The sequence below is a fragment of the Reinekea marina genome, from assembly GCF_030409715.1.
Classification (GTDB): Bacteria; Pseudomonadota; Gammaproteobacteria; order Pseudomonadales; family Natronospirillaceae; genus Reinekea; species Reinekea marina.
In genome coordinates, this window is sequence record NZ_JAUFQI010000001.1 from 163,464 (window position 1) to 188,675 (window position 25,212).

Sequence of the window (25,212 nt, forward strand, 5' to 3'; positions counted from 1 at the left end):
CCTTTCGTTAATTAGAGCGTTTCTCGTCTTTTACTACCGACATCAAATAAAAACCGGCCACGAGCATCAAGCAACCGATCACTAATTGCAGGCTAGGCCAGTTTAGGTTGAGCCTTATGTTTCCGAGAAAAATATCCACCACGACACTGACGATTAATTGGCCTGCAATAACCAACAACGTTGCCAATGTGGCCCCTAATTTTGGCGTGACAAAACTGTTGAGACCGACATAAAGCCCGCCGATGACACCACCAAAATACAAGTACCATGGAATAGAATTTAACGGTGCATAAAACCCTTGGCTAAAGAGCAACAGAATCGATAAAAACAAAAACCCGCCAATATGGTTAATCCAGCTGGAGTAAAATGCGCCGCTATGTGTGGCTAGCCGACCATTGAGTAAACGAGCGACCGCAATTAAAATTCCGTTAAACAGCGCCAAAACAATATATAAGGTCATAACTGCCCCTTCGCAACAACGATCAACATGCTGCCAAAGAAAATGAGTAAGCTCGATACCAACCGACGTGCTGTAAGCACTCTTTTCGCAAAGCCAAACCAACCCCATTGATCGGTTATCAAGCTAAATAATATTTGCCCTGTGATACTCAGCACTAGTGTTCCGGTAAAACCTAACGTGCTGTTGACTGTAATCACAGCTAATACCACTACAAAGGCGCCTGGAATACCCCCGAAGAAAGACCAAGTAGGCGCTTTCGATAAATTAGCCGTTGCCTCCGCCGTTCGTTTGTATCTTACCCATTGAACAATAAACAGTGCGGCAATTGCACCCGTGGCATGGGCAATCCATGAGGCGTAAATGGGTGAGACAAAGGCCATTAATTTACCATTTAAGGCGATCATCATGGCCAGTAAACCGCCGCCAAGCAACGCAACTAGAGAGACAAAAATTCGGTTCAAAAGATGACCTTAAGTTAAACTTTATCTGTTGAATGTAGCTGATGAATGTAAAAATAACAGCGCACAATGATACAGTGTTCTTTTTTAAGGAGCGAATGTTATGAAGCCACGCATCAGCATGATTACATTAGGGGTAGACGACCTTCAACGGGCCATAAAATTTTATCAGCATGGCCTTGGCTTTCCTCGCCACGGTGAAGGCGAAGATGAGAACGTTGCGTTTTTTAACTTACAGGGAACTTGGTTGGGTTTGTATGGTCGCGAAGCACTGGCCGAAGATGCTCAAGTAGCGTTTGAAACAAGCTCATTTAATTCATGTTCAATGTCTCACAACTTAGCGAGTGAAGCCGATGTGGACGAGGTTTATCAGCAAGCTATCGATGCGGGTGCACAGGTTGTTAAAGCCCCCCAGAAAGTTTTCTGGGGTGGCTATAGCGGATATTTCAAAGACCCTGATGGGCACTTGTGGGAAATTGCCCACAACCCCTTTGCTTGGATAGGGCCAAAAGATACCGATTCGTGAATTAGGCGAATGGTTTAAACGTCGCCTCGGTATTCACCTCGTGCTGGGTAGCTGTTTTTAATGACAAAATCCAAGGCACCCACCAGCTCGGCAAAGTTTGGTCGTATAAACGGCATGGTTTGTATCGAAGAAAAATACAGGCTTTGATCTGGGCTTATTAAGAATAAACCGGGCTCAGAAAACAACGCAGGCTCTTCTATACCCAGCGATGTTTTTCCACGCGACGTAGAAATAAACAAACCCCACTCTTTTGCGACAGTTAACGGTAAATCGTACGCAAATTGTAACGTGCTTGAGCCAACTTTATCGGCCATGACTTGAGTGCGCTCTTGATTATCACTGCTAACCGCCACTACTGTAATTCCGTGCTCAGCTAATGCGGGTAATTGTTCATCGAGCTCTTTCAAATATTTAGCGCAAATAGGGCAATGCAAACCGCGGTAAAACACCACCAAGGTACCGCGATCGCCACTGGCGGTGGATAAATCAAACTCAGCACCCCCTAATGTGGGTAGTTTAAGGTTTGGCGTTTTTTGACGTGGAATAAGCATAGTGGCACCTCTTTTTAAGTTAGAATCACACTTTACAGTACATTCTGCTATCATATGTGCATATTTGATGATGGAATGTACAAAAAGATGCCTCTTGATCGCCTAAGCACCTTATTCCGACAAGCTCACTTCAGCATCGCCAACCCACCCCCAAACTTATCAGCACCAATGTTGGTGCTCTCTGAGGCTCAGTCAGGACACATCGAGATTCGCTATCAGCGCAGCGCTCAAAATAGCAATAATGATCCTCTCGCTATATTCATAGATTTTGGCGGAGAGCAAAGTGCACTGTTTCAAGCCATTCCAGATGCAATTAGAATGAATTTGAATCCGCAACACGCAGCATGGGCGGTGGCACAAACGGTCTTAACCGAACTCCAAACACCTCGATGTGGCGGTCCTATTATGTTGGAACGGCTGGTCGAAGTTTTGATGATATATCTGCTTCGGGATGCCATAGAATTTGGGGCTCAACAGACGGGCATGTTATTAGGGCTGGCCGACCCTCAATTAAAACATGCATTAGTTGCTGTGCATGACTCCCCAGACCACCCTTGGACCGTAGATGAGTTGGCGCATCAAAGTGGAGTTTCTAGAACCGTTTTTTATAAACGTTTTAATGAAAAAGTAGGCTGCTCCCCTTCTCACTACCTCCGCCAATGGCGACTAACTTTAGCCAGAAGCCAACTGCTTAAAGGCCATCGAATTAGCCAAGTTGCAAAGTCAATTGGGTATCAATCTAACGAAGGATTCTCACGGGCGTTCCACCAGCATTTTGGGGAATGGCCGAGTGAGGTGGGGGAGTGAGGGTTTTTGGCTTCGGGCTGCTGGTAAGGTCACAACACCGGAACAGTCGCGTCTTCGCTTTGCTGCGAACACTCCTACCCTGGCTGCTAGCCCTGTAGGAGTGTCCGAAACATAGTGGAGGCGCGACAATCGTTGTGTTCTTTACTTGCAGCTTGAAGCTAAAAACTTGCAGCTTTCCAAAACCTTAAGGCACTGGGTGACCGTCAGAAGCGGTCCAGATTTCGAACCAGGTGTGGCGGTCTATCTTAATGTTTAACGCTTCGCTTAAGCCGTTTATTCGGCTTATGTTGTTGGTTCCTGCTACCGGCATAATATTAGCTGGATGTGCTAACAACCAAGCTATCGCGACCAAATCTACACGCGTGTTTTGAGCTTCAGCAACACGTGATAACAACGGCATTACCCGCTGCGCCGCTGCACTATTGCCAAATATTTCCCCGCCGGCTAATGGCGACCATGCCATGATTTTTATATCGTCGTTTTGCAGCGCCGATACATCACCGTTTCTGAAAGGCTCTTTGGCAAGAACGTTCATTTCGATTTGGTTCAGCACCAATTTATGGTGCATATTTTTTTGCAGCCATCGCCAATCTTCAGGCTTAAAATTAGAAACGCCAATAGTTTTGACCTTGCCTGAATCAATCAATACATCTAACGCTCGGCCAGTTTTTTCTGCGTCCATGAAAGGATCAGGGCGATGCAAAAGCAGTGTATCTACAACATCGGTTTGCAACAGCCGCAAAGATTCCGTGACACTTTTTTCAATGTACTCTGGCGATGTATCGTAAAACCCGACATTGCGTTCAGGAAATTTGTCGGTGTTCATGCAGATATCGCATTTAGTCACTATCTCCATTTGATCTCTAAGTGACTTGTTTTCTGCGAGCGCCAATCCAAATAGCTTTTCGCATTCGTGATTACCATAAATATCGGCATGATCAATTGTAGTGATGCCTTCCGCCAATACGGCATCAATTTTTGCACGTACGTTCTTAATGCTGGTATCCGAATCATCAGCCAAACGCCAAGCGCCATAAATAAGGCGACTTAGACTCACCGAAGAATTTGGCAACGTAATTCTTTGCATAACACACCTATAAACCCTAAAAATTAAGGTAACTGTAACGCTACAGCGGCCAATAGCAACCAACCACCACGTGAAAATTCGCACTTTGGTGCGAACCCCAAACAAGCCAACCAAACTGAAAACTGTTAAACTGAGTAAAAACCAATAGGAACCTAGCTTTGTTGTATATCTCGAATAACGTCAGCCTCAGCAGCGACGAAATAGAGCTTAACGCCATCCGCGCTCAAGGCGCCGGCGGACAAAATGTCAACAAAGTCTCATCTGCAATTCACCTGCGCTTCAATATACACTCATCTTCACTGCCCTACTTCTACAAAGAACGTCTACTTGCCTTAAAAGACAGCCGCATCACAGCCGATGGCATCGTCATCATCAAGGCCCAACAACACCGAACCCAAGAAAAAAACAGAACAGACGCGCTAGAGCGCCTAAAAACCCTCATTTTAGAAGCCACCGTAGTTCAGAAAACACGAAGGCCCACCAAACCTAGCCGTAACTCGCAAAAGCGCCGAATGGATAAGAAAACCAAACACAGTCGGACAAAGGCTTTGAGAGGCAGGGTTAAGGACGGGTAAAAAACAACGGATGTTGTTTTTTAGTTTTGGGCTTCGAGCTGCGGGCTGCGGGAAAGTTCAAAAGATTAAAACAATCGCGTCCTTGCTTTGAGGGCTAGCTTTGGCGGTGGGTTGCGCTGGAGCGGGCATCTGAGCCATGGATGGCGAAGTTTAGCGGTGCAGGATGCACGCACAGCGACCCGCGGAAGTGGAACACGCTGCCGAAGCGGGTTTGACCTGTTTTATGCTGCGGGCTTCGGGCTACGGGCTACGGGTTAGATCAAAACATTTAAAACAGTCGCGGCTTCGCTTTGCTTCGCGCGCTCCTACTTGTGTGGCATTGGTGATTAGCTTTGGCGGTGGGTTTCACTGGAGCGGGCATCTGAGCCATGGATGGCGAAGTTTAGCGGTGCAGGATGCACGAACAGCGACCCGCGGAAGTGGAACACTCTGCCGAAGCGGGTTTAACCTGTTTTATGCTGCGGGCTTCGGGCTACGGGTTAGATCAAAACATTTAAAACAGTCGCGGCTTCGCTTTGCTTCGCGCGCTCCTACTTGTGTGGCATTGGTGATTAGCTTTGGCGGTGGGTTTCACTGGAGCGGGCCTCTGAGCCATGGATGGCGAAGTTTAGCGGTGCAGGATGCACGAACAGCGACCCGCGGAAGTGGAACACGCTGCCGAAGCGGATTTAACCTGTTTCAGGCTGCGGGCTTCGGGCTGCGGGTAGGGTCAAAACATTTAAAACAGTCGCGGCTTCGCTTTGCTTCGCGCGCTCCTACTTGTGTGGCATTGGAGACTAGCTTTGGCGGTGGGTTTCACTGGAGCGGGCATCTGAGCCATGGATGGCGAAGTTTAGCGGTGCAGGATGCACGAACAGCGACCCGCGGAAGTGGAACACGCTGCCGAAGCGGGTTTAACCTGTTTCGGGCTGCGGGCTTCAAGTAAGGTCAAAACATTAGAACATTCGCGTCTTCGCTTTGCTTCGAGCGCTCCAAGCGAGAACCCTTAATACTTACCGCTTTAAAATGTTCCTCACGTTTTCAGCCAGTTTCTGTATTTTGGTAAATTTGCTTCTATACTGAAAAAACAGCAATTTATCGAGTAGGTTGACAGAGTATGGCAGAACAAAAATATAGATTGGTCACTCGGAGTGATTTTGATGGCTTGGTTTGTGCCGCCATTTTAAAAGAACTCGATATGATCGACGATATCTTATTCGTGCACCCTAAAGACATGCAAGATGGCAAAATTGAGATCACATCGAATGACATAACCACCAATCTGCCATTTGTAGAAGGCGCCTATCTAGCCTTTGACCATCATTTAAGTGAAACCATTCGTAATGAAAAAAGAGCAAACCACATAATTGACCCTACCGCTCCTTCAGCGGCGAGGGTTGTATACGATTATTATGGTGGCAAAGAAAACATAGGTCACATTTCAGATGAGCTTATGATCGCGGTGGATAAAGGCGATTCAGCAAACTTTACCAAAGATGAAATTCTAGACCCTCGTGGCTGGGATTTAATGAACTTCTTAATGGATGCACGAACCGGTCTTGGCCGCTTTAGAGAATTCACCATTTCTAATTATCAATTAATGATGAAACTTATTGATGAGTGTCGTCGCAATCCCATAGAAGAAATTTTAAAAATGCCCGATGTTCATGAGCGCGTCGAGCTTTATATGGAACACCAAACCAAAGCGAACGAACAAATAATGCGCTGTGCCACAGTTCATAAAAACTTGGTCGTGCTAGACTTGCAAAATGAAGACCCCATTTGGGCAACCAATCGTTTCATTATTTATGCCTTGTTCCCACAATGTAATATTTCTATTCATAGAATGTGGGGCCTAAAGCAACAGAACACGGTATTTGCCATCGGCAAATCGATTCTTGATAAGTCTTCAAAAACCAATGTCGGTGAACTTTGTTTATCTTATAACGGTGGCGGCCATCATGCTGCAGGAACCTGCCAAGTGAGCAATGAAGAAGCGGATGATGTTTTAGCGATTCTGATTGATAAAATCACGCGAGACGGTTAAAGACTATAAAAAAAGGGGTGAACAATGATTCGGCAGGCCACCAATACCGACTTTCCTGAGTTAGCCGACATATATCACGATGCAAGCTTGCTGGCTCACCCCTTCATAGACCCTGAATTTATTGCGAAAGATCGGCACCGAGTTCGAGATGAATACCTTCCATTGAATCAGTCTTATGTCTATGAAAAACATAGACAAATTCTTGGATTTATCTCACTGACACAAAGCCACATCAATGGATTGTTTGTTTCCGTAGATGAACAACGCAAAGGAATTGGTTCTGATTTAATTGAACACGCTAAAGAACGACATGAGCAGTTAGAATTATATTGCTTTGCCGACAATTACAAAGCGCAACGCTTTTACTTTTCTCAAGGCTTCGAAGTTACAGGAGAACAAAAAAATGCGCACTTGCCATTTGATGAGTACATCATGCGTTGGGAAAAAGCCGCGGCTTAATCCCCACGCATTGTGATCGCGTTTAGCCTAAATAACGATTCTTAATATGATCAATAAAGTAACTCGAGTTAAGTGGTTCACCCGTCGCATTAATCATTAACTCATCGTAACTGTTCAAGCTGCCCTGGCTCCAAATATTTTTCCCTAACCAATCAAATATCGGTGCAAGCTCAAACGACGCAATTAAATCGGCCGCATTAGGGATTTGCTTTAACATGGCATCATGCAATTGAGCCGCATTCATGGCCCCTAATGTATAAGAAGGGAAATAACCCACCGCGCCACCTGGCCAATGCACATCTTGCATAGGACCATTCTTATAATCACCGCGCGTATCTAGCCCTAAGTATCGACTCATCGCGTCATTCCAGCGATCAGGAATGTCTTTGACACTGGCTGAACCTAAAATAATATCACGCTCTAATTCATAGCGAAGAATAACGTGTAATGGATAAGTTACTTCATCGGCATTGACTCGAATTAACCCCGGTTCAACGTGCGTATACATTTTACGCATATTCTCCGCGCTGTAGGCTGGGTCGTTACCCGCGTATTGTTGCACTAATGGCGCGATGGCACTAATAAACGGCGCCGAACGACCCATTTGCATTTCAAAAAACAAACTTTGGCTTTCGTGTACGCCCATACCCATGGCTTGACCTACGGGCTGGTAACGCCAGTCTTTCGGCAAACCCGTTTCGTAGCGTGAGTGCCCCGTCTCATGGATAACACCCATAATGCCTTCAATAACGTTGTTTTCATCGTAACGTGACGTGATTCGGCTGTCGTCACTCACGCCACCACTAAACGGGTGTGCGGCTTCGTCTAAACGGCCTTGGTTAAAGTCAAACCCTAGCGCGCCCATTAACGCTTTCGCCAGTTCGATTTGTTTAGACTTAGCCACCGGTGCCGAAGGCTGAATTATCGGTGAAGCCGCGTTTTGCTTTTCCGTAATCTGTTGCAATAAACCTGGAATGGTTTCTTTTAATTCAGCAAAAACTGGATCAATCCGGCTCATTTTTGTGCCCGGATCAAATATATCGAGCATGGCTTCGTAGTCATTCGCATAACCATTTTCTGCACCCAAAGCACTGTTAAGTGCTTGTGCTTTCTCTTTGGTTAAGTCGAACACTTTTTGCAACATGGGCTCAAAGTCGGCCCAGTTGTTGTCTGCTCGCATCGTTCGCCACGCGTATTCACATTCATTTGTCGCGATCGAGATGGCTTCTACCAAAGCTTTGGGCATGGCAGTGGCGTGCTGCCATTCTTTTTTCATTTGTTTTAAGTTAGCTAGTTGCCAAGTATTTAATTTTGTCTGTTCCTGTTCTGCACGCGCGAAGTCATCGGCCAATGCCGGGTTTTGCAATATCTCAGTCGTTAATACGCTAAGCTCAGCTAATGCTCGGCCTCGTGCATCGTTACCACCACTGGGCATCATGACTTGCTGGTCCCAACCTAACATAGCGCCCGCGTGATCTAATTGTGCAAGCCTATAAAAGGTTTTTTCTAGTGAGGCGTAACTCATTGATATTGCTCCCTTAGCGATTGTCGAAACAGTAAAAGTTCGTCAGTATAGTGGCTTATTCCATAAAGTATTACGAGTCATCTAATGTTGTTATCTGATTTGACTGTCAAAATTGGTGCACAGTCTTTGTTATCTGTAAAAAACTGGGAGATCCAACCATCTGAGTCTTGGCTGGTCATGGGCACAAACGGCAGCGGTAAAACCACACTAGGAAAAGTACTGGCCGGAGAACAGTCTCTTGCCTCGGGTGAGATAGTTGGGCTACCTAAAAAGGTTAAGTTTTTGTCATTAGAAAGCCAACAAGAACTCTACGAACGCGAACTGTACCGCGACGACACAGACTTTCTGGATCAAATAGATAACGGCACCCTAGTAAAGGATTTGCTCGTTGAACAACGCCAATGGTCGGATACTCATGATCGTACAGTGGCGTCACTGCATTTAGAGCCCCTACTGAACAAAGGCTACCGAGTGCTTTCGAGCGGCGAAGGGCGTCGGGTTATGTTAGCCATGGCGTTACTAGAAGCGCCTGATCTATTAATTTTAGATGAGCCTTTTGAAGGGCTCGATCTAGACAGCCGTAAAGAACTGCATACGTTAATTAACAACCTGATCAACGACGGTCATTGGTTAATGCTGCTTGTGAACCAGTTTGAAGATGCCGTACTTGGCTTTGATAAGTTAGCCTTTTTAGATAAAGGTAGACTGCTTTATCAAGGTCCGAGATCAAATGAAGCGTCTGAGTCTCAGTGGCAGCATTTAGCCTCCTTGAGCCGAGGTCCTATCGAGCTGCCCGAGACACTGACAAACAACCAAGCATGGCCAAAAGATAAACCGCTTATACAATTAAATAATGGCTTTGTTCAATATGATGAAACCTACCAATTTAAAGATTTGGAGTGGTCATTAATGCCAGGACAACACAGCCAAATTCACGGCCCTAATGGATGTGGGAAATCAACGTTGTTGGGTCTCATTACTGGCGATCACCCACAATGCTACCGAAACGATTTAGCGGTACTGGGCTTTCAACGCGGACAAGGTGAAAGTATTTGGCAAGTGAAGAAAAACATTGGCTATGTTTCTGGCGCATTGCACCGAGATTATAGAGTTTCTGGCAATGCGGTTACCGCTATCATTTCAGGTTTAACTGACTCAATAGGTGTGTACCAAGCCACTGGGGAATCGGAACATAAAATTGCGATGCAATGGCTGGCACTCATTGGCTTAGCCGATAAAGCCAATCGGCCGTTTAAACAGCTTTCTATGGGTGAGCAAAGACTAGTGTTAATCGCACGCGCGTTAATAAAACAACCCACACTGCTCATTTTAGATGAGCCCACTCAAGGCTTAGATGACTTTAATCGCCACTATGTAATGCAGGTTGTCAATGCGCTCATTGAATCGAATGATAGTACTTTATTGTTAGTGTCACACCGCCAAGATGAAACATTAGACTGCATCGCATCTCGGTTAGTTTTTAGTGAGTCGCCACAGCCTAATACATTATTTGAAATTAATGTGTTGAGCTCATCGTATCGAGAAGCTTAAAGCTGGTATGGCGCAGGCGGTGACTAATAGACTCCGCCAATTTCCAGAGTACGTGGAAGGCCAATGCGGGTTCGTCTTCAGCCATTTGCAACAATTGGCGTTTGGTTGTGATAACAAATTGCGTTTTGGTGGTTGCTTCGGCTAACCCCGAACGCGGTGCGCCATCGATGAGCGATAACTCGCCAAAGGTTTGCGATTCTTTCAACGTGGCCAACGCTCTTACTTGGTTGTCGGCGGCTGTTTTACTAATGCGGATAGAACCTGAGACAATGAGACCCATGTAGTCGGCTTTGGCCCCTTCATAAAAGATGACTTGCCCGCGCTCAGCTTCATAAGCGGTAAAATACTGGCCCATCAACAGAATATCACTCCATTGAAAATCATTAGCCCAGTTTGTGGAATCTATGAGCTCTGCAACGGCTTTGGCTGAAAAGTTTGTGGCTTTGATTTTTTCCATAGCGATTACCTACGACGGCTGATCTTCAGTTAACCACCCAATATTGATTCGAGCAAGATCTGTACAATTTATTTTATGTTTTAGAAACAGTTCACAGAATCACTTTAAAGTTATCAAGACCTCGTATTCATCGGCCGTTACCGGCGATACAGATAAACGAGATTGCTTCACTAACTTCATTTCTGACAATGCTTTGACGGTTTTTATAGTGGAAAGTGGCACTGGTTTTTGCCATTTTTCGACAAAGGCAACATCCACCAGAGACCAACGGTTTTTATCGGCACTGCTTTTTTCATCAAAATACTTAGATTTCGGGTCAAGCGCAAAGTGATCATCGTAAGCGGTTTTAATAATCTTACCTTCTCCGACAATGGCCGGTACAGCACAGGCAGAGTGATAAATTAAAACGGTATCGCCCATCGCCATTTCCCTCATAAAGTTGCGAGCCTGGTAGTTTCTAATACCATCCCAGGGCTCACCATTTGAACCTTTCGCTTTTAAATCATCGATCGAGAACTCGTTTGGTTCAGTTTTTAACAACCAATATTGCGAAGTCATGATGATATATCCCTTTAAAAGTTGGTTATAGTTCACGTTTTGACGCTAAATGCGCCGATATGAAAACAAAGTTTGAACTTGGGCACAGAACTGGGTTATAAATAAGTGCACCATTAAAAAAGAAGTCAGGAGTAAGCGCAAGTTTGCTATCTGAACATTGAGTAGTCACTAAAAACTTATAAAAAGAATAGCTATGATCAAAAAACGCAGTAAGCCAGATATTATTGTGCTTCTAGTGTTGATGTTAGGTTTGGGCGTTACTGTTTCGAGCATGTCGAACAGCGATCAACGTCGCCCGCTCAGCCAAGCTGAGATTCAAGCATCAGGCATTATCATTAGCAATAGCCAATAATAAATAGAGTCGCGAAAAGGAGTTCGCGTACTTACCATCACTCTTTTTAAAACCTCAGACTAGCCAACGCTATACCACTGTTTATCTGAAACCACGCCAGTTAATGCTATATCCCAAGGCTCTAGCGGTACCTTCTCTAATTTTTGACATTCATGTGCTACGCCAATCAATTTAGGCTTATGAGGCCAGCGTTCTTTGCCAGCAAATGTCCGATCATAAAAACCTCCGCCCATGCCAATGCGCCCACCAAATTCATCAAACCCGACCAAAGGCAATAAAACCATACTGAGCTGCCAAGATTTAATTCTCTGTTTAGCTTGCGGCTCTGGAATACCAAAGTGATTGTCTAACAGCGGCGCGCCTGGAGAGTATTGGGCAAACCACAAGCGTGGCTTAAACGGATGCAGTACCGGCAAATACACTTCTATGCCTAGGTCAAAACAATACTCCATCAACGGCTCTAACGAAATTTCACCATCAGCAGCCCAATACATAGCAATACGTGGCGTTTTAGCAACGCTAAGTTGTGGCCTAATGGCTTCAACTAATGCATTCGCTGCTGCTTGTTGCTCTGAATAGGAAAGAGAACGTCGCGCTTTTCTTAGCCGGCGTCGTAATTCTACTTTTTGGATAGCATTTGAAGGATTGGGTGTTGCATTAACCGACATAAACAGTCAAACCCTGCATCAAAAGAAGGGAGGTAGAGCCCCAAGTTACCGCTGCTATGTGAGACCTTGAACCGTAGAGTTCAAGACGGAGCCTTCCGAACTGAATTAGGCTTTCTGCTCAAGGCAGACATGCACACATCAATCACAGGCCGACCCCTAAATAAGATTTATCGGCAGAGGACTTTGCACAGCTGGCGAGTAACCCAGGGTTAAACCGATTATAACTAAAAATTAAAAAATCACAGCCTTGACATTGAGAAAACAGCCAACAAATTAAGCCACTACTCGGCTAAGCCAGAGCATGACCGCTTTCCAGCGGTTAGAACTTTTTCAACCAATCTTCATGCGAATAAGTTCTAACCCATTGGTCGTTTAAACTGACCGTGACGCCATTTTCAGAATGTACGACGGCCAGTAAATTGCCATCGTCGTCTTTGTAGTGCACTTCTCCGACAACCTTAGATACATCGCTTCCTAAAAAGCTCCAGCGCACGTCTGTAATGGTTTGAGCCGTTATTCGGCCTTTATAAGCGTGTGTGTTGTACTGGTAAACGCCGGCGTGGCTGTATTGAATGGTCCACTCTAGCTGGGTTAAACCGCTGTATTGAGCTTCTAACAGTACATCGGCAGAATAATCGGATACACGAATGGTATGGTTGGCACGTTTTATATCGATACCGCCAGACAACGTATAATCTAGGCTAAGTGATTGCTCACTTATATGGCCGCTGAAGCTACCGGCCACCACACCATCTAAGGTTGCCTGTGGCTGACGGCACTGATTAAAAGCAAGGTTAAACTGCCCTTTAAACTCAGGTTCAACCTCTGAGTACTCACCGGTAAATTGATAATCACCAGTATCGTTTAAACACTTGTCTTCAACATAAAAATTAGAGAGCGCTTTGGCAGATAAACGATTTAAGCTTTTAGTGAGGGAGGCTTGGGACTGAACACCAATGTGCACGGTATCGTTAATATCCGTGGTAACAGAGCTCGCGGCGAGGATAGTCTCAACATTATCAGCATTGATTTCCGTATCGGGCATACAGGCTACTAACCCGAAGGTTGCAACCGCCAACACAAATCCTTGAATGTTCATAATTACCTCTTCACAAGCTTTAGGTTACATTAACCCTGTAAAGCTGAGTGTAACCTGAACCATTACAAAATATTTGCGCTAGATCGCATTTATGGCATTAATAAAGAGGAGAAATCGAGTTTTTGCCAACTGAGTAACCCTTTGCCATTTTCAACATCAGGGTTAGCCACTATTAAAGAATAGAACTTAAACAGGTTCTACTGGATCAAAATCTAGATCGAAGTCGTCATCTGAGCTTTCAGGTAAAACGGCGTCTATTTTTGCGCTGAGCTTTTCTATGGCGGCACTGTTGTTTTCGAGGCTTGGACTGGCTTGCAATAACTCATGGGTTAAGTTTAATGCGGCCATTACAGCGATTCTTTCAATGCCGAAGACTTTGCCTGTGCCACGAATTTCTTTCATTTTCTCATCAAGTTTACGCGCGGCTTCTGTTAGCTCATTTTCTTGGCCTGCTGGGCACGCCACACGGTAATCACGATCTAAAATGGATACGTTAAGTGTATTTTGTTCAGACATCTGGCGCCTCCATGGTTTTCAGTCGCTCGATCATAGCTTCTACACGGCTGCGGGCCAGCTCGTTTTGTTTAATGAGCTTAGCTCTCTCTGTTTTCCATGCTTCACGTTCGGCACTCAACAGTCGGTTCTCTTGCTCTAATTTTCGATACGCTTTTAGCAGCTCGTCGATTTTACTTTCGAGCCCAAGCAAATTTTGATTAGCCATAATCACAGAAATCTCAATACACAACAAAAGACGTGTTATTTAACACAACAGTAAAAACCCTTACTTTTTACATCACTAGGGCCGAAAAATCATCTATCACATTAAGTTTATCAGGCTGGTTGTTAGGATGCATTGCCCATTCGCTCAGAATATGTGTGGAATCAAGCAAAAATCGTCATTTTTACAGTTTGACGCCAATAAAATTAGCACGAATGTTTAGCAACTGCCTTGAATAACGTATTATCTGCTGCATTAATGTCGCTTCACCGAGCCTACACTGGAGAATTTATGAGTAACACACCCCAATCGGGTATTGCACTAACCTATGATGATTTAGCCGCCCTTTTCGTCAAATTAGGCTCAAGTTTAGCGCCAAATTACCTTCATGGCTCTATTTGCGGTGTTCTCGCCGCCGGTAAACGCATGGCTCAAGAAGATTGGCTGGATTGGGCATTAGATCAAATGGCCCCAAGCCAAGAAGTAGAAGAAAGCCACGTGACCATTCTGCAAGGGCTTTACTTTAAAGCATTATCTGAGTTTGAAGACCCCGGTTTAAGTTTCAGTTTATTGTTGCCTGATGAAGACGCCCCGATGCTCGACCGCCTCTTTGCGCTCAGTGAATGGACGGGCAGTTTTTTAGGAGCATTTGGTGCGGCCGGAACGGTTCAAGAAACCAGCGATATGCCAGCGACCATTCAAGAAATTTTAGAAGACTTAGCCGAGATAGCACAAGTAGATGCACAAAGTGGTGACAGTTTAGAGAACGCTGAAGAAGACTACTTAGCTATTGCCGAGCACGTAAAAGTAAGCGCTATTACCGTCTACCTCGAGTACAACGAGCCACCTAATTCTGACGATTCTGAATCCGTTATTCATTAAAGGTTATTCGATATGAAAACAATAAGTCACAGCGAGTTTGCAACTCGACGCACCAAGTTAATGGAGCAGATGGAAAACGGTAGCATCGCTATTATTCCAGCTGCCAAAGAGCAAATTCGTAACAATGATGTACACCATCTTTTTCGCCAAAACAGCGATTTTCAATATTTAACCGGCTTTGAAGAGCCCGAGGCAGTATGTGTGCTCATGCCAGGGCGCGAGCAAGGTGAATACGTATTATTTGTTCGCGATAAGAACAAAGAACGTGAAATTTGGGACGGATACCGTGCCGGTCCTGATGGCGCGGTTCAAGACCATAAAGCCGATGATGCTTTTCCAATAGACGATATCGACGATATTTTACCCGGTCTTATGGAAGGTAAAACTCGCGTGTATGCACACATGGGTGTTGATTCTGCCTTTGACCACCAGCTTATGGCTTGGTTAAACCAAATTCGCGGCAAAGTTCGTCAAGGTGCGGTACCACCGGAAGACTTTTCTGATATTGCCCACCTGCTGCACGATCAACGCTTGTTTAAAAGCAAGCAAGAAATCGCAATCATGGCCGATGCAGCGAGCATTTCTGCACGCGCCCACACGCGTGCCATGACCAGCTGCAAGCCAGGTATGATGGAATACCAGCTGCAAGCCGAAATTGAGCACGAATGCATGATGGCCGGTAGCTTGAGACCTGCCTACACAGCCATTGTAGGGGGTGGAAAGAACGCCTGCATATTGCATTACATTGAAAATAATCAGAAGCTAAATGATGGCGATTTAGTCTTAATCGACGCTGGCTGTGAACTGCAATACTACGCCTCTGATATTACCCGGACTTTTCCGGTCAACGGCACATTCTCAACGGAGCAACGTGCAATTTATGACTTAGTGTTGAAGTCGCAGTTGGCCTCGATTGATGCGGTAAAACCGGGAAACAGCTGGATTGATCCACACAATGTGGTCGTAGAAATCCTAACCGAAGGGCTAGTAGAGCTCGGTATTTTATCGGGCGATGTAGAGCAGCTCATTAAAGATGAAGCTTATAAAGAGTTCTTCATGCACAAAACCGGACACTGGATAGGCATGGACGTTCATGATGTAGGCGACTACCGAGTCGGTGGCGAATGGCGCGTGCTTGAGCCGGGCATGGTGCTTACAATTGAGCCAGGTATTTATATCTCGCCAGATAACACCGATGTAGATGAAAAATGGCGTGGAATCGGCGTCCGAATTGAAGACGATATCGTTGTGACTAAAGATGGCTGTGATGTTTTATCAAAAGACGTCATTAAAGACCCAGCCGATATAGAAGCCTTAATGAAAGGCGGGCAAGCAAGCTTGTTTTAAGTAACTCAGGCGCGACTCAATCTCGCGCCTTTTTTTTGCCTTTATAAAAGGGTACCTATGAAACACATAGTGGTGGCCGGAGCCACAGGTTTAATTGGTCAGCAATTATTAAAACATCTTACTGTTGAACATTGCCAGCACGTCACCGCTCTCAGTCGGCGGAAAATCAATCTCCCACATTCGAATCAATCGGTGTTATTAGTCGATTACAGTGACTTAACCTTAGAGCCAGCTCTAGATGAGTCTTCCGTTGTTATTTGCGCTTTAGGGACTACCATAAAAACCGCAGGGTCTAAGAAAGCGTTTGCCGCTGTCGATTATGACATGGTCATAAATTTAGCTAACCAGGCACTCTCTAAAGGTTACAAACATTTTGTGGTTGTATCCAGTTTAGGGGCCGACAAGCCAGGAAGTAATTTTTACTTACAAACCAAACATAAAATGGAAGCAAGCTTATTTCCATTGCCGTTTACCAGCCTTACCATTGTAAGGCCGTCTCTTTTATTAGGGGCTAGAGGAGAGTTTCGGCTAGGCGAAAAAATGGGCGAATTGGCTGCAAAGGTTTTTGCTCCGATACTAAAAGGAAAACTTCTAAAGTACCGGCCAATACAAGCCAGCAAAGTATCGAATGCCATTCTCACCCACTTAAAACAATCGCCAAAAGGGCACTGTGTTATCGACAATACTAGCCTTCATAAATTGGGCAAGGGCTAAAGCGAATTCTTGTCACTCGCTTTAGCGAGCCACTGAAACACTTTACTTTCAAATAAACTAGGGTCTATCGGCTTCGGTATAAAATCATTCATGCCGGCGTCTAAACAGGCCTCACGCTCTCCAGCCATTGCACCCGCTGTTAACGCAATGATAGGCACATTTTTTACTCGCTTGCCTGCGTGACCATTGCGAATGGCACGAGTCGCATCAAAGCCATTCATCACCGGCATTTGGCAATCCATCAAGACGAGATTAAAGCGCACATCGGTTTCATCGTTTAATATGCTGAGCGCTTTTTCACCGTCACCGACAGAATAGGTGGTTACGGGAAAGCGTACTAATAAGCCTTCGGCAACGACCCTGTTTATTTCATTATCATCTACGATTAACACATTGTAATTGCTTTCTGGCATATCCAAAATTTCTTGCGCATCGGGCAATTTAGTTAAATTTTTGGGCATTGTATTAGGGTGTCGTAGCTTCTTAAGTAACAAATAGAGTGGGTAAGGTAGTATCGGACGCTTTATAAAACCATAGGGAATCGTACCTTGCTCTAATATGTCATTGGAGTAGTGTTCATTACTTAACACTATAATTTTACACGCCTGCTCTTTGGTTAATTTTTGATACAGCTCATCAAATGAGTCTTGCGTAAAGTGCTCATCAATCACCAGCAAATCTATTGGGTATTGTGCCGCTAAATTTATACAACTTTGCACATCATTGTATACCGAAACGAGCATTTCCCAACGGTTAAACTGACGATACAAAATATCCCGCTCTCGACTATCTTGCATAATCAGGTGGCAGTTTATTTTGGTTTCTTTCGGAAACTCAAAAAAACTAAAATCAGGATCAACAATTTCCGGCTCAAAGGTAAAGGTAAATTCACTGCCCACGCCAATGTTGCTGCGCAGTGAAATATCCCCACCGAGTAAATTAGCCAGTTGTTTTGAAATGGATAGGCCCAGCCCAGTACCTCCGTAATTTTTTGCAATGGAATTCTTTGCCTGAATAAAGGGTTTAAATAACTTTGCTTGCTGGTCTGTTGATATGCCGATACCCGTATCTGCAACGCTGATCTCAATGGCAGGGCGATTAAAATTAGTCGAAGTCGTCGTTGAGGCCAGTTTTACGGTTATCGTACCTGTGTGCGTAAACTTAATGGCGTTACCCACAAGATTTGTTAAAATTTGCTTTATTCGATAAGGGTCAGAGACTATTTTTTCATAGTTTAAATCAGCGCAATCGAACAACAATTCAAGGTTTTTAGCCGACGCGTTTATTGACATGCTTTCCATGATAGCACTGGTTGTTTCAATTAAATTTAACTCGGTGAGCTCTATATCCAATTTGCCGGATTCAATTTTAGTTAAGTCCAATAAATCGTTAATTAAAATGGATAAGGTCGCAATACTGTTTTTAGCCATACTAACGTAACCGACTTGATTCTCAGTTAGGTTTTCTCGCGATAACAGTTCTAACATGCCACGAATACCATTTAATGGCGTCCTAATTTCATGGCTCATGTTGGCAAGAAAAGCACTCTTGGTTTGGCTTGCACTCACGGCTTCTTCTGTGGCTATTTCTAGTTGCTCAGTACGCTCAATGACTTGCTTTTCTAACGAGTCATTCATGGAGATAATTTCTTCTTGGTTTTCTTTAAGCTCAGTAATATCTCGAACAATGGCAGCAACCGTTGGCGCAATAGAACTGTCTTTTGGTATAACAGGAGAAAGACTTAAAGAGTAAACGCGTTTTGTCCCTCTTGAATTGTAAGATTCAACCTCTAGTTGAACAGATTGATTGTTTTCTATAATGGACGAATACAAGGACGGCTCAAGTCTAGGATTGCGTCCATCGACCGGAATAATATCTGTAATGGGTTTTCCTTCGCTTTGCTGCAACGTTAAACCAAACATATATGAAGCGGACTCATTCCAACTTTTAAGCCTGCCATTACGATCTAAATTAATGATGGAATCAGAAGAGCCAGCAACAATAGCTTCGTAACGCGATTGATCATCATAAAGCGATATTAGCCGGGCTAAATAACGTTTATAAAACCAGATAAACACAAAAGTCACCAAGAACAAAAGCGTCACACCGATGAAAATGGCTAATCGCTTGGGTTGCCAGACAGCGTCAAGAGTCGATTTCGGTAGGGTTGAAATTAACACCAACTGGCCGTTTCCTCGATTCGAGTAAAGGTAATTCTTTGACAGGGCAAAATGCGTTTCATTAGCCAGTAATATCTGACTCACTTGACTGGCCTTGGGCAATGGTTGCCCATTAGCAAGTGCCGCCCAGTTGGCATCTTCATTATTGAGATCTTGGCCAAACTCAAGCGTTTTAGTCGGGGCTACTATAAAATAACCTTCTGAATTAGTGATGTAGAGTGATAACCCAAGGTTAGAATGAATATTGGTTAGGTTTCCCAATACTTCAGTGGCGTCGAAATTTGCAATAATAAACCCAAAAAAGTTGTAGTTTTCATCAAATACAGCTTTAGCCACGCGAAAAGTGGGCCAAATAGGAACATCTAGAACGCCATACTCTCGGTTTAAATCAATGTTGGATATATAAATTTCTTCAGGCTTTAATCGCTGAATATCATTGAAGTAAAAAGCATCGGATTTTTCTTGGAGTAACTCATCGGGCACTACGGTAACGGCGTCGGAACGCTTTTCGACTCTGATAATTTCTTTACCGTTGTTTTGCGCACTGACAAATCGTAACTGCCGAATAGACGGTGTGCTTTTGATATAGGCCGAAAAAATAGCCGTCAGCCTCTCTTTCCAGCGCTCTGCGGCCACATTTTCTAGGGGATCGATGCCGCCGTTAAGCAGAGCCCGAGTAATGCCGTGAACGGGGGGCGTTGCGTGCAGAAAGTCTACCGCGTTCCTGGCATTATTTAACTCTTTATCCAGTAAACTGTAGGCCGTATCCGAAGCTTGCTCTAATTCACTGGTTTTATCGTCTAATAAGTCCTCTTTAAGCACCCAGGCAACGATAAAATAAAGCAAACCGCAAATGAGCAGTGAGGCTAGTCCACTCATTGGCAGTGGGCTCTTTTGATAGGTCGTTTTAATCGATTTATTTATGTCCATTAGAGTGCGGTCGCAGCGGCCTTGAATCAGTGTTTGTATGAATGTAACTTAACCTAGGTTGCAGTAACTAATGGTAGACGAATATTAATGATTCGCCATACCAAAATGAGCACGGTGCATTGGCAAATAACCATTTTGTAATCTATTGTTAATATCCTATGCACATTCGAATATGATAGTTCAGGGAACGGTCGCTATGGTAAACAGATTATTCTTCAGGTTATGGTTTCCATTAGGGTTACTGATCATCGGTTTGCTTTACGGCCAATACAGCATTATTCAAACCCAAAAATTCAATGAAACCGCGATTGCAAACGCAGTAACCTCCCAATTATCGCACGTTAATTCAAATATATTAGATGCCGTCGGTTTATATGAATATGGGGTCAGAGGCGTCAGAGGCGCTGTAGAGTCCGTGGGCTTTTACCAATGGAGCTACGATCAGCAATTACGATATTTTCAAAGCCGTGATTACGACACTGAATACCCCGGCGCACGCGGGTTTGGGTTAATAAAGAAAATCTCTGAAGATGAGTTGGATGCTTTTTTAGCGGAAGCAGCGAAAGATCGCAATGCGCCATTTGAGTTAAAACAGCTATCGAGCCCTCAAGACCCTTTATTTATTATTCAGTACATTGAGCCCCAGATAAATAATGAGCAGGCTATCGGGCTCGATATAGGTTCAGAAGCAAACCGTCGACATGCTGCCTTGACCAGTGCCGCAACCAAATCAACACAGCTCACCGCGCCCATAACGTTGGTACAAGCCAGTGACAAAGTAGATCATGGTTTTTTATTGCTGCACCCCATTTTTGAATCAAAGGAGGCTTCGCTTTCACCTAAGTTGTTGGGGTGGTCTTATGCCCCTTTACTGATAAATGAAATACTCGATGCCACTCTGGTGGAGGACGACCTTTATAGAATTACCGTTTCTGATACCACGGCAACACCTGCCATTAACTTTTACTCTACCGACATCGAAGGTTCGAGCTACATAGAAGATTATCAACAATCAGAGTCTATTGTTGTTTTTGGGCGTCAATGGACCGTGTCGATTACGCCAACCCGAAAATTTCTCGATCAGTTAGAGCTGGCCACTCCAACCAACAAAGCTTTTACCATTGGCGTGATCACGCTTGTGCTGATAGGGCTAACCTATTTACTGGAGAGCCTGTTCCTACAAAGTGTCCTGAAACTCAGGCAACGCATCGCGTTCGCATCCGTGGTCGATAACTCCAGCGATGGCATTATTGGTGTAGATGAGCACTACAAGATAACCCATTGGAACGACGCGGCTGACAGAATTTTTAATTTACGCGCCAGTGGTGCACGAAATCACCCGATCATTGACTGGTTATCGACCGGTATAAATTCAGATGAAATTGTAAATACATTTAAACGAGTTGCCGCCGGTGACACGGTTAAAAACATGTTATTTACCCTTCCTGGCGATAATCAAGGCGAAATACGAACACTCAATGTGAATATTTCACCGATTATTGCCAGAGATAAGTTTACCGGTGCAACCATTAGCTTAAACGATGTATCGGAGATAAAAAATTTACAACGTGAACTACTTGATAAAAACTCCGATTTAGAAAACGAAGCACAATTACTGGAAGGCGAGCTCAAAAAATCAAAAATTTTAGAACAGGTAGTCAAAGCCACTCGTCACCAAGCGACACTTGCCTGCGACAGTAACGGGGCTATATTGTCTTGCAGCAAGCAGGCCTTAACGATTCTCGGATACAGTGAATCAGAATTAGAGTCTAAACTAAACATCGTCGATGTTTTAAGATTCACTGACCCGGATATCCCGTCTGATACGGCAAAGTCATTTAAGCAACTCATTCGCGTACTCAATGTACCCATACACTCGGCCATCACAAAAAAAGAAGAGTGTAATTTAATCACTAAGAAGAATGAGAGGCTCGCTTGCTTTACAGAAATTACCGCGGTCAATGAATACGACACGATTTTGGGGTACGTTTTCCAGATTCAAATCACAGGCATGGAACCTGAACACCACCCAGACAGTATCAGCGGTACACAGAAAAACCACAGCGCGAACTACCCGACCGTAGCCAGTCGATTATCTAATTTAAGCAACCAACAGGTGAACGCTTTCACGGCGAATGTTTTTCATGAGTTTCGGTCGCCGTTAACGGCTATTCATGGCTATATATCGCTATTTGAATTATCAAAACTTGATGATGTTCAACGCGATTATCTCACCGATATTAAGCGTGCTGTGAATACCCTTACCCACTCAATTGACGATGTGCTCGATTTAGCCTTTTTAGATCATGGTGTTGTAACCGTGTCTAAATCAGAATTTGAATTAGATGAGCTGCTTGCAGAGGTGTCTCAGAACTTATTTGAATTTACTCAAGGTAAGCGCATAGAGATTCATTTTGATGTTGATATAAATGTTCCATACATTTTAAAAACCGATCGGCATAAACTCAAAAGGATACTGCTTCATTTAGGAAATAATGCCATCAAATTTACCAACTATGGTGAAGTGGTTTTCAAACTGTCGGTGGCAAAAAGTGAATCGGCATCGGACATCAGTTTACAGCTAGAAGTATCAGATACCGGCATTGGTATACCAGATGCCGACCAAGGCAAAATTTTTAACGAATTTTGGCAGCTTGATAATAGTGAATCTCGCTCGCACAGAGGGCTGGGAATCGGGTTATCGATTGTGAAGAAGTACGTTCACTTACTGGAGGGTGATATCAATGTAACCAGTACCGTGAATAGAGGGTCTAGCTTTAAGCTAACGTTTAAAGCAGAGGCGGGATCACCTCCTCAAAAGGTGAGTAAATTCGCTGAAATAGTCAGTCCAATTAAAGTGCTTATTGTGGATGACAACGCGACTAGTGCTCAAATCCTTCAATCGACCATGGGTAAAATTGGTTGGAACGTGACCGTTGCGTCCAACTCCTTTGATGCACTAGAAATTATCCAAACGGCTGTCGCCAAAAAAGAACGATTTGATATTGCGTTGATCGATTGGGTTATGCCTGAAAAGGACGGTTGGGAGCTAGGAAAAGAAATAAAGCAATCGTTAAGCAGCGATGATTTACCGATTTTAATCATGGCCTCAGCCAGAACTCAAGAACAGCTTTATCAGCAATTGGAAAACAACCCAGGAATATTTAACGGTTGCCTAACGAAGCCTATTACACGCACACAAATATTTGATGCTTATATAGATGCCATCCAAACCAAAACGAATCCTATTTTAGTTGAAAAGCCTCTGCCCATGCCAACGGCACCTCTACGGCGAGTGAGGGTGTTAGTGGTTGACGACAACCCGACAAACCAACTGATCGTGAAATCGCTGTTAAAAACTCAGGGGGCCAGCGTGGCCATTGCCGCCAACGGTAAAGAGTGCTTAAAAGAACTCGAAACAACGTTAATGCCTTATGACGCTGTTCTTATGGATATACACATGGCGGGTATGGACGGACTAGAAACCGCCGCTCGAATCAGGCAAAACGACCTCTACCAAAACATGCCTATTATTCCAATGACCACAAATTTAAAAGATTCGGTTAAGGAGAAATGCCGCCTCTTAGGTATGACGGGCCACATAGAAAAGCCATTCAGCTTGAAAGACATGGTTAATGAAATACTTAAAGCAAAACGCAAAAATCGCGCGATGGAAGCTCAAGAGAGGGCCTTTAATCAAGCCACTCCCGTCGGAGGTGGGTTAAGCCCGGCTGCCACGCGTTTTGGATTAGAAAACGACATTGACTTAGCAAGCGCGTTAGTTCGTTTTAACAATATGCCCGAATTGTACGATAGAGCGCTGCAATTGTTTATTGTCAGCTTAGGTGATTATGCCAACCAGCTCGAAAACAAAGAGCTAACACGCGACGATGTGGTATTAATCTTTCATACCTTGAAAGGCACTGCCGCTTCGCTAGGTTTTATAAAATTAGCGGAAATGGCTAAATTTGAAGAAAACCAGCTCGCGAAATGGGTCCACCTTGATGAACGCAACGAAATGCATATGAGCGTTGTGAACCAAATCAAGAGTGCCCAAAATAATGCCATAATGCTAAAAAGTATGTTACAAAGTACGGGCAATGCCTCTAAAGCAACCAAGCACGAAAGCTTTACCGAAGCATTTAATGAGCTTAAAAATGAAGTATCTAGCTTCAATATGCATGCCATTGATACTTTTCAGAAAATTACGGTTCATTTGAAAGACGTATCACCCGACATAACAGATAGCCTCATGAGCGCATTGAATGGGTTAGATTTCAAACGTGCCGAGCAGTTAATGAGTGATTTAGAAAAGCTATTAAAAGGTTTAGAGAATGGAAAGTAAGAAAATCGAGGATTTTTCCGAAGTAGATTTATCAACCGCAAAGATATTGGTTGTCGACGATCAACCGATAAATATCCAAGCTGTTTACAACATACTCTCCGATTCTTATACCGTACTCGCGGCCACAAGTGGCCCGGCTGCTCTTGAAGTATGCAACGAGGTACTTCCAGATCTAATTTTGCTCGACGTGCTAATGCCTGGTATGGACGGATTAGAACTGTGCGATCAGCTAAAACAGGATGACGCTACTCGAGACATCCCGATAATCTTTGTAACTTCCTTTAATGAACAACACGAAGAAGATGAATGCTGGAGCCGCGGCGGTGTCGACTTCATCATGAAGCCTGTCAACCCGATGACGTTAAAAAACCGTGTCAAGGCACATTTAACCCTAAAGGCACAAAAAGACATGCTGCATAAGCTGGTTTTTGTGGATGGCCTTACGGGTACTTTTAACCGCCGCTATTTAGACTTGCACCTTGATCGCGTTAAGAATGAAGCAAGCCGAACAAAGCATGACGCGGGCTGTTTAATGGTCGATATAGACCACTTTAAAGCATTTAATGATGACTATGGCCATATTGAGGGCGATCAAGCGCTCATCTCAACGGCCAATCTAATTCGAAAAGCTTTATTGAGACCAACTGACTTTGTGGCGCGCTATGGTGGTGAAGAATTTGCCGTCATTTTACCCGATACCGATTTACCAGGGACACTTGAAGTAGCCAATCGTATAAAATCGGCCTTTGATTCTGAAAAAATCACCAACAGTGAAGGTACCAGCAACCCAATAACCGTAAGCATTGGCGCTTCGACAATACTTTCATGTAGCAATGTTGAAATTATTGAATGTTCAGATACATACCTATACGAAGCTAAGAATCGTGGGCGCGATCAAATATATCATCCTTCTCTAGAAAGCCCGGATATCTCTTAA

28 protein-coding genes and 1 other RNA gene are annotated in these 25,212 nt (G+C 44.2%); 13 read left to right on the forward strand and 16 right to left on the reverse strand.

The annotated features are described in order from the left end of the window. Nucleotides 1–7 precede the first annotated feature (7 nt). The 3 genes from QWZ13_RS00905 to QWZ13_RS00915 are packed head-to-tail and all read right to left on the reverse strand — an operon-like array spanning nt 8 to nt 988. Complete coding sequence (locus QWZ13_RS00905; RefSeq protein ID WP_216000698.1) at nt 8–460, reverse strand: DMT family transporter; 453 nt, start codon at nt 458–460, stop codon at nt 8–10. Further along, the gene (locus tag QWZ13_RS00910; protein ID WP_290283229.1) at nt 457–867 is read right to left on the reverse strand and encodes a DMT family transporter; all 411 of its coding nucleotides are present in this window, start codon (nt 865–867) and stop codon (nt 457–459) included. Before QWZ13_RS00910 ends, QWZ13_RS00905 begins: the two co-directional genes overlap by 4 nt. Further along, complete coding sequence (locus QWZ13_RS00915) at nt 845–988, reverse strand: hypothetical protein (RefSeq protein WP_290280059.1); 144 nt, start codon at nt 986–988, stop codon at nt 845–847. The genes QWZ13_RS00910 and QWZ13_RS00915 overlap by 23 nt, the downstream gene beginning before the upstream one ends. Nucleotides 989–1,021: 33 nt before the next feature. Here QWZ13_RS00915 and QWZ13_RS00920 point away from each other — a divergent pair, with 33 nt between their 5' ends. After that, nucleotides 1,022–1,444, forward strand: coding sequence for a VOC family protein (locus QWZ13_RS00920; protein WP_216000699.1), 423 nt, complete (start codon nt 1,022–1,024; stop codon nt 1,442–1,444). Nucleotides 1,445–1,458: 14 nt separating this feature from the next. Here the strand turns inward: QWZ13_RS00920 and QWZ13_RS00925 are convergent, their stop codons facing one another. Further along, nucleotides 1,459–2,049 (reverse strand): peroxiredoxin-like family protein, encoded by a 591-nt coding sequence (locus tag QWZ13_RS00925; protein ID WP_290280060.1) that lies wholly within the window; start codon nt 2,047–2,049, stop codon nt 1,459–1,461. Here QWZ13_RS00925 and QWZ13_RS00930 point away from each other — a divergent pair, their 5' ends adjacent. Then, nucleotides 2,050–2,802 carry a helix-turn-helix transcriptional regulator gene (locus tag QWZ13_RS00930; protein WP_290280061.1) on the forward strand — a complete coding sequence of 251 codons (753 nt, stop codon included), beginning with the start codon at nt 2,050–2,052 and terminating at the stop codon, nt 2,800–2,802. Here QWZ13_RS00930 and QWZ13_RS00935 read toward each other — a convergent pair. Then, complete coding sequence (locus QWZ13_RS00935) at nt 2,749–2,931, reverse strand: hypothetical protein (protein WP_290280062.1); 183 nt, start codon at nt 2,929–2,931, stop codon at nt 2,749–2,751. The genes QWZ13_RS00930 and QWZ13_RS00935 overlap by 54 nt on opposite strands. A 55-nt stretch (nt 2,932–2,986) precedes the next feature. Next, the gene (locus QWZ13_RS00940; protein ID WP_290280063.1) at nt 2,987–3,973 is read right to left on the reverse strand and encodes an aldo/keto reductase; all 987 of its coding nucleotides are present in this window, start codon (nt 3,971–3,973) and stop codon (nt 2,987–2,989) included. 74 nt (nt 3,974–4,047) lie between these two features. On the opposite strand from QWZ13_RS00940, the gene arfB reads away from it, so the two are divergent. From arfB to QWZ13_RS00960, 4 genes are all read left to right on the forward strand, one after another. Next, entirely contained in the window at nt 4,048–4,464 is a 417-nt protein-coding gene (gene arfB / locus QWZ13_RS00945; RefSeq protein ID WP_290280065.1) for an alternative ribosome rescue aminoacyl-tRNA hydrolase ArfB, read from the forward strand. A gap of 163 nt (nt 4,465–4,627) precedes the next feature. Further along, a complete protein-coding gene (locus QWZ13_RS00950) occupies nt 4,628–5,389 on the forward strand; it encodes a hypothetical protein (RefSeq protein WP_290280067.1) in 762 nt (253 codons plus the stop codon). A 171-nt stretch (nt 5,390–5,560) separates the two neighbouring features. Further along, complete coding sequence (locus QWZ13_RS00955) at nt 5,561–6,490, forward strand: exopolyphosphatase (RefSeq protein WP_216000704.1); 930 nt, start codon at nt 5,561–5,563, stop codon at nt 6,488–6,490. A gap of 24 nt (nt 6,491–6,514) precedes the next feature. Beyond that, nucleotides 6,515–6,949 (forward strand): GNAT family N-acetyltransferase, encoded by a 435-nt coding sequence (locus QWZ13_RS00960; RefSeq protein ID WP_290280069.1) that lies wholly within the window; start codon nt 6,515–6,517, stop codon nt 6,947–6,949. A 22-nt stretch (nt 6,950–6,971) separates the two neighbouring features. Here QWZ13_RS00960 and QWZ13_RS00965 read toward each other — a convergent pair whose 3' ends face one another. Continuing rightward, on the reverse strand, nt 6,972–8,474 hold the full coding sequence (locus QWZ13_RS00965; RefSeq protein ID WP_290280071.1) for a carboxypeptidase M32: 1,503 nt from the start codon (nt 8,472–8,474) through the stop codon (nt 6,972–6,974). An 84-nt stretch (nt 8,475–8,558) separates the two neighbouring features. On the opposite strand from QWZ13_RS00965, the gene modF reads away from it, so the two are divergent. After that, nucleotides 8,559–10,025: a molybdate ABC transporter ATP-binding protein ModF gene (gene modF / locus QWZ13_RS00970; RefSeq protein WP_290280072.1), complete on the forward strand. Its 1,467-nt coding sequence runs from the start codon at nt 8,559–8,561 to the stop codon at nt 10,023–10,025. On the opposite strand, the gene QWZ13_RS00975 is transcribed toward modF, so the two are convergent. From QWZ13_RS00975 to QWZ13_RS00985, 3 genes are all read right to left on the reverse strand, one after another. Beyond that, nucleotides 9,991–10,482 carry a Crp/Fnr family transcriptional regulator gene (locus QWZ13_RS00975; protein WP_290280074.1) on the reverse strand — a complete coding sequence of 164 codons (492 nt, stop codon included), beginning with the start codon at nt 10,480–10,482 and terminating at the stop codon, nt 9,991–9,993. The two genes, modF and QWZ13_RS00975, sit on opposite strands and share 35 nt — an antisense overlap. A 99-nt stretch (nt 10,483–10,581) precedes the next feature. After that, complete coding sequence (locus QWZ13_RS00980) at nt 10,582–11,076, reverse strand: EVE domain-containing protein (RefSeq protein WP_290280075.1); 495 nt, start codon at nt 11,074–11,076, stop codon at nt 10,582–10,584. Beyond that, complete coding sequence (locus QWZ13_RS00985) at nt 11,066–11,209, reverse strand: hypothetical protein (protein ID WP_290280077.1); 144 nt, start codon at nt 11,207–11,209, stop codon at nt 11,066–11,068. Before QWZ13_RS00985 ends, QWZ13_RS00980 begins: the two co-directional genes overlap by 11 nt. Nucleotides 11,210–11,233: 24 nt before the next feature. On the opposite strand from QWZ13_RS00985, the gene QWZ13_RS00990 reads away from it, so the two are divergent. Then, on the forward strand, nt 11,234–11,392 hold the full coding sequence (locus QWZ13_RS00990) for a hypothetical protein (RefSeq protein ID WP_216000710.1): 159 nt from the start codon (nt 11,234–11,236) through the stop codon (nt 11,390–11,392). A 59-nt stretch (nt 11,393–11,451) separates the two neighbouring features. On the opposite strand, the gene QWZ13_RS00995 is transcribed toward QWZ13_RS00990, so the two are convergent. From QWZ13_RS00995 to QWZ13_RS01015, 5 genes are all read right to left on the reverse strand, one after another. After that, nucleotides 11,452–12,060 carry a 5-formyltetrahydrofolate cyclo-ligase gene (locus QWZ13_RS00995; RefSeq protein ID WP_290280079.1) on the reverse strand — a complete coding sequence of 203 codons (609 nt, stop codon included), beginning with the start codon at nt 12,058–12,060 and terminating at the stop codon, nt 11,452–11,454. A 33-nt stretch (nt 12,061–12,093) separates the two neighbouring features. After that, a non-coding RNA gene (gene ssrS, locus QWZ13_RS01000) (6S RNA) lies at nt 12,094–12,273 on the reverse strand. 106 nt (nt 12,274–12,379) lie between these two features. Beyond that, a complete protein-coding gene (locus QWZ13_RS01005; protein ID WP_290280080.1) occupies nt 12,380–13,159 on the reverse strand; it encodes a hypothetical protein in 780 nt (259 codons plus the stop codon). Between the two features lie 186 nt (nt 13,160–13,345). Continuing rightward, entirely contained in the window at nt 13,346–13,675 is a 330-nt protein-coding gene (locus QWZ13_RS01010; protein WP_216000713.1) for a cell division protein ZapA, read from the reverse strand. Further along, the gene (locus QWZ13_RS01015; RefSeq protein WP_216000714.1) at nt 13,668–13,880 is read right to left on the reverse strand and encodes a TIGR02449 family protein; all 213 of its coding nucleotides are present in this window, start codon (nt 13,878–13,880) and stop codon (nt 13,668–13,670) included. Before QWZ13_RS01015 ends, QWZ13_RS01010 begins: the two co-directional genes overlap by 8 nt. A gap of 228 nt (nt 13,881–14,108) precedes the next feature. Between QWZ13_RS01015 and QWZ13_RS01020 the strand changes: the two genes are divergently transcribed. Genes QWZ13_RS01020 through QWZ13_RS01030 form a run of 3 tightly spaced genes read left to right on the forward strand, consistent with a single transcriptional unit; the run spans nt 14,109 to nt 16,820 of the window. Next, nucleotides 14,109–14,759, forward strand: coding sequence for a UPF0149 family protein (locus QWZ13_RS01020; RefSeq protein ID WP_290280083.1), 651 nt, complete (start codon nt 14,109–14,111; stop codon nt 14,757–14,759). A 12-nt stretch (nt 14,760–14,771) separates the two neighbouring features. Then, entirely contained in the window at nt 14,772–16,106 is a 1,335-nt protein-coding gene (gene pepP / locus QWZ13_RS01025) for a Xaa-Pro aminopeptidase (protein ID WP_290280084.1), read from the forward strand. 57 nt (nt 16,107–16,163) lie between these two features. Then, nucleotides 16,164–16,820 carry an NAD(P)H-binding protein gene (locus QWZ13_RS01030; RefSeq protein ID WP_290280085.1) on the forward strand — a complete coding sequence of 219 codons (657 nt, stop codon included), beginning with the start codon at nt 16,164–16,166 and terminating at the stop codon, nt 16,818–16,820. Here QWZ13_RS01030 and QWZ13_RS01035 read toward each other — a convergent pair. Beyond that, a complete protein-coding gene (locus tag QWZ13_RS01035; RefSeq protein WP_290280087.1) occupies nt 16,817–19,930 on the reverse strand; it encodes an ATP-binding protein in 3,114 nt (1,037 codons plus the stop codon). The genes QWZ13_RS01030 and QWZ13_RS01035 overlap by 4 nt on opposite strands. 172 nt (nt 19,931–20,102) lie before the next feature. On the opposite strand from QWZ13_RS01035, the gene QWZ13_RS01040 reads away from it, so the two are divergent. Next, nucleotides 20,103–24,275: a response regulator gene (locus QWZ13_RS01040; protein WP_290280088.1), complete on the forward strand. Its 4,173-nt coding sequence runs from the start codon at nt 20,103–20,105 to the stop codon at nt 24,273–24,275. Continuing rightward, nucleotides 24,265–25,212 carry a diguanylate cyclase gene (locus QWZ13_RS01045; RefSeq protein WP_290280090.1) on the forward strand — a complete coding sequence of 316 codons (948 nt, stop codon included), beginning with the start codon at nt 24,265–24,267 and terminating at the stop codon, nt 25,210–25,212. The genes QWZ13_RS01040 and QWZ13_RS01045 overlap by 11 nt, the downstream gene beginning before the upstream one ends.

Bases quoted from the DNA above. Each gene is read 5' to 3' on its own strand.
- QWZ13_RS00920 (WP_216000699.1), top strand. From the start codon at position 1,022: ATGAAGCCACGCATCAGCATGATTACATTAGGGGTAGACGACCTTCAA.
- QWZ13_RS00965 (WP_290280071.1), bottom strand. From the start codon at position 8,474: ATGAGTTACGCCTCACTAGAAAAAACCTTTTATAGGCTTGCACAATTA.
- QWZ13_RS01005 (WP_290280080.1), bottom strand. From the start codon at position 13,159: ATGAACATTCAAGGATTTGTGTTGGCGGTTGCAACCTTCGGGTTAGTA.
- QWZ13_RS00990 (WP_216000710.1), top strand. From the start codon at position 11,234: ATGATCAAAAAACGCAGTAAGCCAGATATTATTGTGCTTCTAGTGTTG.
- QWZ13_RS01010 (WP_216000713.1), bottom strand. From the start codon at position 13,675: ATGTCTGAACAAAATACACTTAACGTATCCATTTTAGATCGTGATTAC.
- QWZ13_RS01035 (WP_290280087.1), bottom strand. From the start codon at position 19,930: ATGGACATAAATAAATCGATTAAAACGACCTATCAAAAGAGCCCACTG.
- QWZ13_RS00995 (WP_290280079.1), bottom strand. From the start codon at position 12,060: ATGTCGGTTAATGCAACACCCAATCCTTCAAATGCTATCCAAAAAGTA.
- QWZ13_RS01030 (WP_290280085.1), top strand. From the start codon at position 16,164: ATGAAACACATAGTGGTGGCCGGAGCCACAGGTTTAATTGGTCAGCAA.
- QWZ13_RS00975 (WP_290280074.1), bottom strand. From the start codon at position 10,482: ATGGAAAAAATCAAAGCCACAAACTTTTCAGCCAAAGCCGTTGCAGAG.
- QWZ13_RS00955 (WP_216000704.1), top strand. From the start codon at position 5,561: ATGGCAGAACAAAAATATAGATTGGTCACTCGGAGTGATTTTGATGGC.
- QWZ13_RS00930 (WP_290280061.1), top strand. From the start codon at position 2,050: ATGTGCATATTTGATGATGGAATGTACAAAAAGATGCCTCTTGATCGC.
- QWZ13_RS01040 (WP_290280088.1), top strand. From the start codon at position 20,103: ATGATAGTTCAGGGAACGGTCGCTATGGTAAACAGATTATTCTTCAGG.
- QWZ13_RS00905 (WP_216000698.1), bottom strand. From the start codon at position 460: ATGACCTTATATATTGTTTTGGCGCTGTTTAACGGAATTTTAATTGCG.
- modF (WP_290280072.1), top strand. From the start codon at position 8,559: ATGTTGTTATCTGATTTGACTGTCAAAATTGGTGCACAGTCTTTGTTA.
- QWZ13_RS00960 (WP_290280069.1), top strand. From the start codon at position 6,515: ATGATTCGGCAGGCCACCAATACCGACTTTCCTGAGTTAGCCGACATA.
- QWZ13_RS01045 (WP_290280090.1), top strand. From the start codon at position 24,265: ATGGAAAGTAAGAAAATCGAGGATTTTTCCGAAGTAGATTTATCAACC.
- QWZ13_RS00910 (WP_290283229.1), bottom strand. From the start codon at position 867: ATGATGATCGCCTTAAATGGTAAATTAATGGCCTTTGTCTCACCCATT.
- pepP (WP_290280084.1), top strand. From the start codon at position 14,772: ATGAAAACAATAAGTCACAGCGAGTTTGCAACTCGACGCACCAAGTTA.
- QWZ13_RS00950 (WP_290280067.1), top strand. From the start codon at position 4,628: ATGCACGCACAGCGACCCGCGGAAGTGGAACACGCTGCCGAAGCGGGT.
- QWZ13_RS00925 (WP_290280060.1), bottom strand. From the start codon at position 2,049: ATGATAGCAGAATGTACTGTAAAGTGTGATTCTAACTTAAAAAGAGGT.
- QWZ13_RS01015 (WP_216000714.1), bottom strand. From the start codon at position 13,880: ATGGCTAATCAAAATTTGCTTGGGCTCGAAAGTAAAATCGACGAGCTG.